Annotated in this window: 9 protein-coding genes and 1 pseudogene; 1 reads left to right on the top strand and 9 read right to left on the bottom strand. The window is 62.9% G+C overall.

Annotation, left to right across the window (positions count from 1 at the left end):
* Window positions 1-18 precede the first annotated feature (18 nt).
* From EK373_RS19745 to EK373_RS19730, 5 genes and pseudogenes are all read right to left on the bottom strand, one after another.
* Window positions 19-717 carry a class I SAM-dependent methyltransferase gene (locus EK373_RS19745; protein WP_157994441.1) on the bottom strand — a complete coding sequence of 233 codons (699 nt, stop codon included), beginning with the start codon at window positions 715-717 and terminating at the stop codon, window positions 19-21.
* Between the two features lie 46 nt (window positions 718-763).
* Window positions 764-3,697: an SLBB domain-containing protein gene (locus EK373_RS19740; protein ID WP_129645416.1), complete on the bottom strand. Its 2,934-nt coding sequence runs from the start codon at window positions 3,695-3,697 to the stop codon at window positions 764-766.
* Window positions 3,698-3,868: 171 nt separating this feature from the next.
* Window positions 3,869-3,961: pseudogene (locus tag EK373_RS34305) on the bottom strand (hypothetical protein); the annotation flags it as partial.
* A 64-nt stretch (window positions 3,962-4,025) separates the two neighbouring features.
* Window positions 4,026-5,672: a glucose-6-phosphate isomerase gene (gene pgi / locus EK373_RS19735; RefSeq protein ID WP_129645415.1), complete on the bottom strand. Its 1,647-nt coding sequence runs from the start codon at window positions 5,670-5,672 to the stop codon at window positions 4,026-4,028.
* A gap of 108 nt (window positions 5,673-5,780) precedes the next feature.
* The gene (locus tag EK373_RS19730; RefSeq protein WP_129645414.1) at window positions 5,781-6,788 is read right to left on the bottom strand and encodes an NAD-dependent epimerase; all 1,008 of its coding nucleotides are present in this window, start codon (window positions 6,786-6,788) and stop codon (window positions 5,781-5,783) included.
* Window positions 6,789-6,844: 56 nt separating this feature from the next.
* On the opposite strand from EK373_RS19730, the gene EK373_RS19725 reads away from it, so the two are divergent.
* Complete coding sequence (locus tag EK373_RS19725) at window positions 6,845-7,330, top strand: four helix bundle protein (protein WP_232831161.1); 486 nt, start codon at window positions 6,845-6,847, stop codon at window positions 7,328-7,330.
* 12 nt (window positions 7,331-7,342) lie between these two features.
* Here EK373_RS19725 and tviB read toward each other — a convergent pair whose 3' ends face one another.
* The 4 genes from tviB to EK373_RS19705 form a co-directional block, all read right to left on the bottom strand.
* Window positions 7,343-8,626 (bottom strand): Vi polysaccharide biosynthesis UDP-N-acetylglucosamine C-6 dehydrogenase TviB, encoded by a 1,284-nt coding sequence (gene tviB, locus EK373_RS19720; protein ID WP_129645413.1) that lies wholly within the window; start codon window positions 8,624-8,626, stop codon window positions 7,343-7,345.
* Between the two features lie 119 nt (window positions 8,627-8,745).
* On the bottom strand, window positions 8,746-10,245 hold the full coding sequence (gene nhaB, locus EK373_RS19715; RefSeq protein WP_129645412.1) for a sodium/proton antiporter NhaB: 1,500 nt from the start codon (window positions 10,243-10,245) through the stop codon (window positions 8,746-8,748).
* Window positions 10,246-10,256: 11 nt separating this feature from the next.
* On the bottom strand, window positions 10,257-11,024 hold the full coding sequence (gene dnaQ / locus EK373_RS19710; RefSeq protein WP_129645411.1) for a DNA polymerase III subunit epsilon: 768 nt from the start codon (window positions 11,022-11,024) through the stop codon (window positions 10,257-10,259).
* Between the two features lie 6 nt (window positions 11,025-11,030).
* On the bottom strand, window positions 11,031-12,155 hold the full coding sequence (locus tag EK373_RS19705; RefSeq protein ID WP_129645410.1) for a DegT/DnrJ/EryC1/StrS family aminotransferase: 1,125 nt from the start codon (window positions 12,153-12,155) through the stop codon (window positions 11,031-11,033).
* Between the last annotated feature and the right edge of the window lie 38 nt (window positions 12,156-12,193).

The raw sequence follows: 12,193 nt of genomic DNA, 5'->3' as shown, positions 1-12,193 counted from the left end.
CCAGGCCAGATACGCCGCTCACGGCTTACGGAACACGAAGAAGAAATGCCCGCAGAACTGCAGCTTGACGCAGTTCGTGAAGCGTTCGTCCCAACGCTTCCAGCGAGCGATCCTGCCGATCAGACGATTACCGGGCGACTCGTGCGCCATCCAATTGCGTCCCGACGCCCGAAAGCGCCGCCACAGCAGCGCGCCGGCATCGATGCCAGGCGCGATCAGCATCGGCTCCAGCTGGAAACGACGGCCCAGCTGCACCATGCCGTAAGGCGTGAAATTCCAGTAGCTGTAGGAATGAAACGCTTCCAGGTGCGAGGTGGAGCCGACAAACAGGCCGCCCGGCTCCAGCACGCGATGAATCTCGCTCAAGGCGAGCTCGGGCTGCGGCACGTGCTCCAACACCTGGCGCGAGAAGACCAGCTGCGCGCTGTCGGAGCGAAACGGCAGACGCGAACCGTCATAGACGACGAAGCGCGACGGCAAGGGTTGCCCGCCCCGCTCGACTTCCGGCGATTGCGCTACATCCACGCCGACATACGTCGCCTGTGGAAACACCTCGGCCAGCTCGCGCTCGCCGGTGATGGCGCCGCAACCGAAATCCACCACGGTTCGCGGCGTCACATGTTGCCGCGTCAACTGCAGCAGCGAGGGCACCGTCATCTGACGGCTGCTCTCGCCGCTCACCGTTTCACGCAGCAGATCGTGAAGATGAAAACTCATATAGCCGTAAATACCATGCGAACCGCGCTCACCGGCGGTGCTCGCTTTAGAACGAGTTGACCGCCGCTGCCGCAATCGACAGGTTGTAAATGATCGTGGTGACAGCGATCCAGAACGGCAACGGTCGCATGCGCTCGGTGTCGAGAGGCGCGACGATGGTGTCACCGGTCTTGATGTCGACATCGCCGCCATTGAACCAGGCACTGCCGGAACGCGTCACCACGCTACCGTCGGCACGCACGACATAGATGTGATCGTCGTCGGCGCGCGGGGTCAGGCCACCGCTCATCGCGATGTAGTCGTCACGATCCAGATCTTTGCGGAACAGGTGCGACGTGGCGCTCTGCACTTCACCGATGACCGTCACTTCCTGCACGACTCTGGGCACCAGCAGCCGGTCGCCGCCCTTGAGCACGATGTCCTGCTCCGTGCCGGCCCGGGCGCGGCTGGCTCGATCCAGATCGATGACCAGCCGACCGACGGGCTTCGCATCGCGCAGGTTGGCGAGCAGTGACTTGCCCACGGCCAACGCCTGACTGGCGTCCTTGCCCGTTTCCTGCGCCGCCATCAGCGATGCCTGCGCCAGGTCGGATTCCATGCGTGTCGCGAGCGTCGCGAGCTGCTTGCGCTCGCGCTCCTTCAGCTCTTCACGAGTGAAGATCGCACCCTCGGGGAACGCCAGATCGGTCAGACCGCCGGCACGTTCCAGCACCGAGCGCATGGTCTCGCCACGATGAATGGGATAGCGGCCCGGGAAGCGCACTTCGCCGCGAACCTCGACCTCTTCCTGTTCGGCCCACAGCGGCACCTCCTTGATCACCAGGTAATCGAACGGCCGCAACGCCAGGTCGGCGCCCGGGTCGCCGTTCAACGCCTGACGCAGGTCGATCGGGATCAGTTCGGCCTGCCGTGCACCGTTGCTGGAGACTTCATAACGCGTCAGCTCAGCCTGGCCGCCGAAAGCCGCCTCGTCCAGGCTGCCACCGGCACGCAGCAGGTCGCTCACGCGCATGCCGGGCTCGAGCGGATATTTGCCGGGCACTTTCACCTTGCCGGCGACACTGACTTCCTGCGTCGGCTCGTCGATGCGCGACTGCATGCGCAACTCACGCATCAGCGGCTCGATGATGCGATCGCGGCCGGACTCACGATCGAACACGAAAATCTGATCGCGCGCCGCCAGCTCGAAATTCGCCGCGCTCTCCGGCCGCTGCAACGCCTTCTCCAGATCGGCGGAGAACACCCGCATGTGCCGGTCGCTCGGAATCTCACGGCGCACCAGGATGTAGCGCTGGTCGGCATTCGGCGCGAGCTCATCCAGGCTCGGGAAAATGTCGGTGAGCCGCATGCCGGGCTTGAATTGATATTCGCCCGGGCGATGCACGTGGCCGCTCACGGTGACCGAGTCTTCGAGAATCGGACGGATGGTGGGGACACGCAGAACGTCGCCGTCCAGCAGCTTCTGATTGCGCCCCGGGCCGGTAGCCAGATTCACGTCCACCGTGGTCCGCTGCCGCTGCTCATTGACGCGCTCCAGCGTGGCGAGCGCCGGATCCGCCTGCGGTAGCAAACCGCCGCCCAGGCTCACCAGCTCGCCGGCCGAGGTCTCGTTCTTCAGTTCATAGATCGCGGGTCGACGCACTTCGCCGCCCAGGCCGACGGTCGCGCCGACCGGCGGCACGAAAATCACATCGCCCGGCAGCAGCCTGGCATCGGCGCTGGTATCGCCCTTGAGCAGCAGGTCGTACAGGTCCAGCGTCGTTACCAGCCGGCCATTGCGCTTGAGCTGAATATTGCGCAGGGAGCCGATCGTCTTCACACCGCCGCTGACGAACAACGCATTGGTGATCGTCGATAGCCCACCCACGGTATACGAGCCGGGGGTTTCGGCCTCGCCCAGCACGAACACGCGAATCGAGCGCAGCTCGCCCATGCCGATGCTCACCTGCGTGCCGATGATCTGCTCGCGAACCCGCTGCTCGATCTCGTCACGGACCTCCTCGAAGCGCCGTCCTGCGACCGGAATCGGGCCGAGCTCTGGAAAGTTGATGCGTCCATCGCGCGTGACTACCAGCGCAAAGCGCCCCTTGGTGTTGCCGATGAGCTGGACCTGGAGCGTATCGCCAGGGCCCACCACGTATTCGGCCGGCACCGGCACATCGGTGGCGGGCGCGAACGTCGACGGCATGCCGGCGAACAAGTCATAGCCGAACGGCTTGAGCGCCTGCGCGCCCAGCGGCTTCAGCGGCAGTCGCGTGATCACAACGATGTAATCGGCCAGGCTCAGCTCCGCCGAGACACGCTGCGTGGCTTCATCGACAGTCAGGCCGCCGAGGGGAATGGGGCCGAGCTCGGGGACGTTCAGAATGCCCCACTTGTCGAGCTTGTATGGATTGCGGCGTAGCACGCGCTCGCGAAAATCCTCGAGGCGATCCAACTCCTCGACCGAACGCTCCAGCACTTCCTGGGCGCCCGTCTCCTGTGTTTGCTGACGCTGTTCGCCCGCTTGCGGCAGCGGCATCTGACCGGGGATGGCCGGCTGCCTCGACGGCTGTAATTGCTCGCGGCGCTCGCGTTCTTCGATTTCCGGCGCCTTGCGCTTGAGCTGGCGGATTTCCAGCATCAGCAACAGCGTGTCGTTCCCCTTGAAGCGCGGCTGACGCGGCATGCCGTCGAATGAAGTTTCCTGGCCCGTGTCCTCATCGCCGCTGCCACGTAGCGGAGGCCGCACAGTTTGCGGAAACGTGAGCTTGCGGTCGCTGCGGACACCGCCGAGGCCGCCGGCCGCAGACGCATTGCCGCCCCCCATGGATTCCAGAATCGCCTGCTGCTGCTCCGGCGACATGTTCTGGAAAATTTCGATCTGGTCGGCGGTGGGAGACTGCCCCTGGGCCGGCGCGGACAGGCCAAAGCTGAATGCGAGCAGAACGGCGAGAACGATCGAGCGCGCAAAGGGGCTGAAAATACTGAATCTAAGCATCAGAGTCGCTTTTGATAGATGAGGTCCCTGCGACGAGGGCGGGAAGTTTACACAGACAGTTCTGCGGAAGCGATTTTTATTGGGCCACAGCAAACCGAGGCCGCCGGAGCTTGTCTGTCCCCAGCGACTGGCCGCAATCCGGCAGAATTTTCGACTGCAGCGGCGGTCGGGCTAGCTGAGCGACGCCTGAACGACGCCGTCGCGCAAAGCGATGTTCGGTCGCCATCCCGCCGCTCGCAAGCGACTCACATCGAGCAGCTTGCGTTGCTGCCTGTGATTCCAAAAACAAGCACGTCTTTCACCGCAGCCTCTCATCGTCAACGCCGCGCTAGCCGCGCCAGCGGGCGACATGCTCCAACAAATTCCTTAGTGACGGCTCGGCCCCCGCCGCCGCCTCGGCCGGTTTTTCCAGCGCCGGCGTCAGCGAATCCGCCAGTTTCTTGCCCAGCTCCACGCCCCACTGATCGAAGGCGTTGATGCCCCAGATCACGCTCTGCGTGAACACCTTGTGCTCGTACAGCGAGATCAGCCGGCCAAGCGTCTTCGGCCCGAGGCGCGGGAACAGAATCACCGTGCTCGGCCGGTTGCCCGGGTGCAGCTTGTGCGGGATCAAACGCGCAATCTCACTTTCACTCGTGCCTTTCGCCGTCAGGTCCTGGCGCACCTGCGCTTCGGTCTGGCCGAACGCGAACGCCTGCGCCTGCGCGAAACAATTCGCCAGCGCCAGGTTCTGCTGTTGCTGGAACGAGCTCGAGGCGTTCACCGGCGCCAGAAAGTCCAACGCCACTTTGGCGGTGCCCTGGTGCAACAGCTGGAAGAACGAATGCTGGGCATTCGAGCCCGGCTCGCCCCACAACACGGCGCCGCTGTCGTACTGCAACGGCGTGCCGGCCAGGGTCACGCTCTTGCCGTTCGACTCCATCTCCAACTGCTGCAGATACGCGGGAAAGCGGTGCAGCCGCTGGTCATAGGGCAGCACCGCAAGCGAATCCAAGCCGAGGAAATTACGATTCCAGACCCCGAGCAAGCCCATCAGCACCGGCAGGTTGTCCTCGAACGGCGTGTTGCGGAAGTGCTCGTCCATCTCGTGGCCGCCTTCCAGCATGAGCTCGAATTGATCCATGCCGAGCGCCAGCGCCACGGACAGCCCCACCGCCGACCACACCGAATAGCGACCGCCCACCCAGTCCCACATCGTGAAGCGGTTTTGCGGCGGAATTAAGAAAGCATCCATCGCCTTGGCATTGGTCGAGACCGCGGCGAAATGTCGCGCCGGGGCGCCCTCGCCCAAGCGGTCGACGATCCACTGGCGCGCCAGCCTTGCGTTGGTGAGCGTCTCCAACGTCGAGAAGGTTTTCGAACAAACGACGAACAGCGTACGCGCGGCGTCCACTTTCTCCAGCACGTCGCCGAGCTGCACGCCATCAATGTTCGATACGCAGTGCAGACGCAGATTCCGATTGCGGTATCTGGCGAGCGCCTCGGTCGCCATCACGATGCCCAGATCGGAGCCGCCGATGCCGATGTTGACGATATCGGTGAAGGTCTTGCCGGTGTGGCCGTGAATGCGGCCGCCGTGAATGCCTTCGACGAAGCTGCGCATCTTCTGCAGGCTCGCACGCACTTCGGGCATGACATCCTGGCCGTCGACCAGCACCGGACGATCGGTGCGATTGCGCAGGGCCGTGTGCAACACTGCGCGATTCTCGGTGGTGTTGATTTTCTCGCCGCCGAACATCGCGTCGATGCGACCACGCAATCCGCGCGCGTTCGCCAAGGCCAGCAGCAGACGCATCGTTTCGGCATCGACGCGCTGTCTCGAAAAATCGAACAGCAGGTTGAGCTCGGAGGTCCGCGAGAAACTCACAGCACGCTGCGGATCGTTCGCGAACAAATCGCGCAGGTGCCGGCCCTGCATGCTCGCAGCGTGAGCTTCGAGCGCCTGCCACTCCGGCGTCGTGTTCGCTGGCGTCATGGATAATCTCCTGGATAGCTCGTCGGCACTGGAATGGTGCCGGAGGCTACCCTACCGACGGCGCAGCGTGAAGCTTTTGTGCCCCGGCGCGAGTACTACCGTGCGCGCTTACTTGCCGTAGTAGCCGACGTACCACTCGATGAAGCGACGCACGCCCTCTTCCACCGGCGTTGCGGGCTTGTAGCCCACGTCGCGCACCAGATCGTCCACGTCCGCGGACGTGTCCGGCACGTCGCCCGCCTGCAGCGGCAGCAGATTCTTCTGCGCCTTCTTGCCGAGGTTTTGTTCGATGCACTCGATGTACTTCATCAGCTCCACCGGCGAGTTGTTGCCGATGTTGTAGAGCCGGTACGGCGCCTTGCTGGTGGCCGGATCCGGCTCGTCGCTGTTCCAATCGGCGTTCGGCTGCGCTGGACGGTCCATGGCCCGCACCACACCCTGCGCAATATCGTCGACGTACGTGAAGTCGCGACGATGGTTGCCGTAGTTGAAAACGTCGATGGGCTTGCCCGCGAGGATGTTCTTCGTGAAAAGAAACAACGCCATGTCCGGCCGGCCCCACGGGCCGTACACGGTAAAGAAACGCAGGCCGGTCACCGGCAGCTGATACAAGTGCGCGTAGGTGTGCGCCATCAGCTCATTGGCCTTCTTGGTGGCCGCGTAGAACGACAGTGGATGATCGACGTTCTGGTGCACCGAGAACGGCATCTTCGTGTTCGCGCCGTACACCGAGCTGGTCGACGCATACACCAGGTGCTCGACGGCGTTGTGCCGGCAGCCTTCCAGAATATTCGCGAACCCGACCACGTTGCTGTCGATGTAAGCCAGCGGTTTCTGAATCGAGTAGCGCACCCCGGCCTGCGCGGCCAGATGAATCACGCGCTGAAACTTCTCGTGCTTGAACAGCGCCGCCATGCCCTCGCGATCCGCCACGTCCATCTTCACGAACCGGAAGTTCGGAAACTTCTTCAGCTGCGCGAGCCGCGCCTCTTTCAACGACACATCGTAGTAATCATTGAGGTTGTCGAGACCGACAACTTCATCGCCTCGCGCGAGGAGGATCTGCGAGGTGTGGAAACCGATGAAACCGGCGGCGCCGGTGAGGAGGAGTTTCATAAAAGCGGTTGGCGGTTGGCGGTTGGCGGTTAGCGGTTGGCGGTTGGTAAGAGGCAATGAATATCTCGGCGATTGCCTACTCTTTCGAGCACACGGCGCCGCGCAGGCCTGCAGAATTCGTCGGCATCATGGACAAGATCGTCAGTCACAAAGACCTGGTTGTGTGGCAGAAATCGATCGCTCTCGCGTGCAAAGTCTACGCTGGGACTCGACTACTGCCCAGGGATGAGCGCTTTGGCCTGATTACTCAGCTGAGGCGCGCTGCAGTGTCTATACCCAGCAACATTGCCGAAGGTTCCACCCGACGCAGCCGCGCCGAGTTCATTCAGTACCTGCACATCTCCAGGGGCTCGCTAGCCGAACTGGAGACCCAGTACATGATCGTGAGCAGACTGGCACTGCTAAGCGATGCCACAACGACCCTGCACGAGATCGCCGAAGTCGGTCGCCTCCTCAACGGTTTGATCCGCAGCTTGGCCGCATCGAGCCGTGCGGCGCACGCTAGGGCCTGCTCCCACCAACCGCCAACCGCTAACCGCTAACCGCCAACCGCTTCAGAGCCGGCCGTCCACCTCGTCCGCCTCGAACACATACTTGATGTCGTACAGCACGTGCGGCTTCTTCGCGAACGTGCGGATCTCGTCGATCCCCATGTCGCGGAACTGCTTGTGCGCCACCGCCATCACGAGGGCGTCGTACTTGCCCACCGCCGGCTTGCGAATCGGCTTGATGCCATACTCGTGCTCGCATTCCGCGGCGTCGATCCAAGGATCGAACACATCGACCTTGGCGCCGAACTTCTTCAGCTCGGACACCACGTCGGCGACCTTGGAATTACGCAGGTCCGGGCAGTTTTCCTTGAACGTCAAACCCATCACCAGGATGCGCGAGCCGTTCACATGGATGCGCTTCTTGATCATCAGCTGTGCGATGCGCTCGGCGACGTAGATCGCCATGTTGTCGTTGATGCGACGGCCGGCCAGGATCATCTCGGGGTGATAGCCGATCTCCTGCGCCTTGTGCGTCAGGTAATACGGATCGACGCCGATGCAATGGCCGCCGACCAGGCCCGGACGGAACGGCAGGAAGTTCCACTTGGTGCCGGCCGCTTCGAGCACTTCCTCGGTGTCGATGCCGAGGCGGTTGAAGATCAGCGCCAGCTCGTTGATCAGCGCGATGTTCACGTCGCGCTGCGTGTTCTCGATCACCTTGGCCGCTTCGGCGACGCGAATGCTCGACGCCTTGTGGGTGCCGGCTTTGATGATGCTGCCGTACAGGTCATCGACGAACTGCGCCACTTCGGGCGTCGAGCCGGAAGTGATTTTCTTGATCGTGGTCAGGCGGTGCTGCTTGTCACCGGGATTGATGCGCTCGGGGCTGTAGCCGGCGAAGAAATCCTTGTTGAAGGTCAAGCCCGAGAGGCGCTCCAGGATGGGCACTGCGACTTCTTCGGTGCAGCCCGGATACACGGTGGACTCGAACACCACGATGTCGCCCTTTTTCAGGACCTGACCGATCAGCTCGCTGGCGCGCTCGATCGGCGTCAGGTCCGGCCGCTTGTAGCTGTCGATCGGCGTCGGCACGGTGACGATGTAAACCTGGCACGGGCGCAGATCTTTCAAATTGGTCGTATAAGTGAGGCGCTTGGCAGCCTTGAGCTCCGCGGGCTCCACTTCGAGGGTGCTGTCCTTGCCCTTCTTCAGCTCGGCGACGCGAGGCGCCTTGATATCGAAGCCAACCGTGTGGAAGGACTTGCCGAACTCCACCGCCAGCGGCAATCCGACATAGCCGAGACCGATCACGCCGAGCTTGCATTCACGCAGACTGAATTGAGACATAACTGTCCGGGTTGATAGCCGAGGGTTATCGCAAAGGGCGCAAGGATGCCACAGAAGCGGCTTCGAAACAGAGACATAGCTCTAAAGGACAGCGCGCCCGGCCAGTGTCGGCTGGCTTGTCAAAGCAGGTAGAGGACGGCCCAGAGACCGCTCAACGTCAAGGTGATGGTGTATGGCAACGCCATCCAGACCATTCTTCCGTACGACAGGCGGATCAGCGGCGCAACCGCCGAGGTCAGCAGAAACAGCAGCGCCGCCTGGCCGTTCGGGGTGGCGATGCTGGGAATATTGGTGCCGGTGTTGATGGCGACGGCGAGCCGGCCGAACTCGGGGGCCGTGATCGCGCCTTCCAGCAGTGCGGCCTTCACTTCCGTGATGTAGATCGTGGCGACGAAAACGTTGTCGCTGACCGAGGACAGCAGGCCGCTCGCCAGATAGAAGATCGCCGCCCGCGCCGGCCCGCTCTCCTGCAAGGCCCAGCCGACCACTGGCTCGAACAGGTGCTGATCGTGGATCTGCGCCACGATGACGAAGAACACCACGATCAGCGCCGTAAACGGCAGCGCCGCCTCGAATGCTTTGCCGAGGCGGTGCTCTTCGGTGACGCCGGTGAACGCCGTCGCCAGCACGATCACCAGCAGACCGATCAAGCCCACTTCGGCGAGCTGCAACGCCAGTGCGAACACCAGAATCAAGGCGGTGATGGCCTGCACCACGATGATGGCGACATCGCGTTGCGTGCGCTGCGCCTGCTGCTGCCGATCGTAAGCTTCGAGGACGTTGCGGACCGCGTCCGGCAAGCACGCGCCGTAACCGAACCATTGCAAGCGCTCGACCACGAGGCACGTCACGATGCCGACGCCGAACACCGGCAGCGTCACCGGCGCGACCTGCCAAAAGAACTCCGCAAAACTCCAACCGGCCTGCTCGGCGATGAGCACGTTTTGCGGCTGTCCCACCGGAGTCATCACGCCGCCGATCACAGTGCCGGCGCCCGCGTGCATCAGCAAGCCACGCAGCACCGCGCGAAACGCATCGAGATCCGAACGGTGCAACTCGCCGACGTGCTCATCGACGGCGCTGTCGTGCGGATCGTGATGAGCTTTGCCCGACGCGACCTTGTGGTAAACCTCGTAGAAACCCATCGCGACAGTGATGATGACCGCCAGCACGGTAAGCGCATCGAGAAACGCCGCGAGCACCGCGGACACGCCGCAGAACAGGAACGCCAGAAACAGATTCGAGCGCACCTTTAGCAACAGCTTGGTAAAACAGAACACCAGCATTTCTTTCAAAAAGAAAATGCCGGCGACCATGAAGATCAGCAGCAGGAGAATGGGGAACGCGGTGACTGTGTGCTGATACACCGAGTCAGGATGAGTGAGCCCCAGCAGCACCGCTTCCAGGGCCAGCAGGCCGCCGGGCTGCAATGGATAGCACTTCAGCGCCATCGCCAGCGTGAAAATGAACTGCAGCACGATGCACCAGGCCGCGATCGTCGCGCCCTGCGTGCCGCCCAGGAGCAACACCAGCGGATTGATCGCCAGAAAAGCGAGGATGGTCAGCTTGTACCAGCGCGGCGCATGTCCGAGAAACAGATTGCGAAACGCGTGCAGCATGGACCCGCGGATCAGGCGAGTGCTGCTTGTGCCGCCATCGGCGCCGGCTCGGGAGTCATCGACGGCAGCACCAGTTGTTTGAATATCGTCTTGCCGCCGCTGCTCTTGTCGATCGCGGCCAGCATGCGCTCGTGGGCGACCAGTTCATCCTCGCTCGCCCGCAGAATCTTCAGCACGCCGCGCGGGCGCATGACGACAGCCACCGGTTCGAATGCGACGTCCTTGTTGGCGGCAGTGTCCTCGCCCAGGATCAGCGCCGTCTGGCCGCCGGTCATCGCCAGATAGACTTCGAGCAGAATCTGCGCGTCGAGCAACGCGCCGTGCAGCTCGCGATGCGAGTTGTCGATGTCGTAGCGTTTGCACAGCGCGTCCAGGCTGTTGCGCTGGCCCGGGTGCATCTGGCGCGCGAGCGGCAACGTGTCGATGACTTTGCAGATATTGCGCGTCTGCCGCAGCGGTCCCGGCAGGCGCTTCAGCTCAGCATCGAGGAAGGCCAGGTCGAACGCCGCGTTGTGGATGATCAGCTCGGCGCCGCTGATGAACTCGATCAGCTCCTCGACGACATCGGCGAAGCGCGGTTGCTGCGCCAGGAATTCGTTCGTAAGGCCGTGCACTTGGATGGCGCCGCGGTCCACTTCGCGATCCGGCCGCAGATAGCGATGGAAGGTGCGACCGGACTTGCGCCGGTTCACCATCTCGACGCAGCCGATCTCGATGATGCGATGGCCCTGTTCGGGCTCGAGGCCGGTGGTTTCGGTATCGAGGATGATTTGACGCATCGGTCGTCAGCCCAGCACCGATTCCTTGAGGGCAGCGACGACCTGAGCTTGTTGGGCTTCGGTCAGATACGGGTGCATGGGCAAGCTGATGACGCGGTTACCGACGGCTTCGGAGACCGGGAACGTTCCCACGCCTTGGCCGAGGTTCGCGAACACGGGCTGCAAGTGCAGCGGCACCGGATAATGCACGGCTGTCGGTACGCCGCGGGCCTTCATGCCCTGCTCCACCTTGGCGCGATCGGCCACTTCGACGGTGTACTGCGCATACACGCTCGTGCAGTCCGGAGCGATGTACGGCGTGACGGCCTTGCGAGCCGGATCGCTCTCTTTCGCGAACACTTCATTGATCAGCTGCGAGTAACGGGCGCCGATCTTGATACGAGCTTCGACCTCATCCGGGAAGATCTCCATCTTCGCCAGCAACACCGCGGCCTGCAGCGTATCCAGACGACCGTTGATGCCCAATCGCGGATGATGATAGCGGCGGTCCTGGCCGTGCACGCGAATCTCGCGCATCAGCTTGGCCAGATTGTCATCGTCAGTGAACAGCGCGCCGCCATCGCCATAGGCGCCCAGCGGCTTGGAAGGAAAGAACGAGGTCGAACCGACTTCGGACACGGCGCAGGAGCGCTTGCCCTTGTAGGTTGCGCCGAAGCTCTGCGCGGCATCTTCGATGACCGGAATGCCATGCTTGCGAGCGATCGCGTTGATCGCGTCCATGTCGGCGCACTGGCCATACAGCGACACCGGCATGATGGCCTTGGTGTTCGGCGTAATCGCTGCTTCGATCAGCTGCGGCTCGATGTTGTAAGTGCGCGCGTCGATGTCGACGTACACCGGCTTGGCGCCGGCCAGCGCGATCATCTCGCCGGTCGCGATGAACGTGAACGGCGATGTAATGACTTCATCGCCCGGCCCGATGCCGTACGCCATCAGCGCGATCAGCAACGTGTCCGTGCCGCTCGAGGCGCCGATGCAATGTTTCGCACCGACATATTCGGCGAGCTTGTTCTCCAGCTCGACGGTCTCCGCGCCGAGGATGTACTGGCCATGCTCCAGCACCGTGCGAATGCGCGCATTGACTGAGTCCTGCACGCGGCGGTACTGGGTTTTGAGATCGATGAAATCCATGGGAAAGCCCGGTGATGATCGCAAGCTGGCGCGCATGA

It is taken from the genome of Peristeroidobacter agariperforans (assembly GCF_004138335.1).
Lineage (GTDB): Bacteria > Pseudomonadota > Gammaproteobacteria > Steroidobacterales > Steroidobacteraceae > Steroidobacter > Steroidobacter agariperforans.
The sequence above is the reverse complement of the archived record's forward strand: the minus strand, read 5'-3'. Positions and strand labels throughout refer to the sequence as shown.

What these genes read in the sequence shown, in the direction of transcription:
- EK373_RS19745 (WP_157994441.1), bottom strand. Translation starts at nt 717, where the DNA reads ATGAGTTTTCATCTTCACGATCTGCTGCGTGAAACGGTGAGCGGCGAG.
- EK373_RS19740 (WP_129645416.1), bottom strand. Translation starts at nt 3,697, where the DNA reads ATGCTTAGATTCAGTATTTTCAGCCCCTTTGCGCGCTCGATCGTTCTC.
- pgi (WP_129645415.1), bottom strand. Translation starts at nt 5,672, where the DNA reads ATGACGCCAGCGAACACGACGCCGGAGTGGCAGGCGCTCGAAGCTCAC.
- EK373_RS19730 (WP_129645414.1), bottom strand. Translation starts at nt 6,788, where the DNA reads ATGAAACTCCTCCTCACCGGCGCCGCCGGTTTCATCGGTTTCCACACC.
- EK373_RS19725 (WP_232831161.1), top strand. Translation starts at nt 6,845, where the DNA reads ATGAATATCTCGGCGATTGCCTACTCTTTCGAGCACACGGCGCCGCGC.
- tviB (WP_129645413.1), bottom strand. Translation starts at nt 8,626, where the DNA reads ATGTCTCAATTCAGTCTGCGTGAATGCAAGCTCGGCGTGATCGGTCTC.
- nhaB (WP_129645412.1), bottom strand. Translation starts at nt 10,245, where the DNA reads ATGCTGCACGCGTTTCGCAATCTGTTTCTCGGACATGCGCCGCGCTGG.
- dnaQ (WP_129645411.1), bottom strand. Translation starts at nt 11,024, where the DNA reads ATGCGTCAAATCATCCTCGATACCGAAACCACCGGCCTCGAGCCCGAA.
- EK373_RS19705 (WP_129645410.1), bottom strand. Translation starts at nt 12,155, where the DNA reads ATGGATTTCATCGATCTCAAAACCCAGTACCGCCGCGTGCAGGACTCA.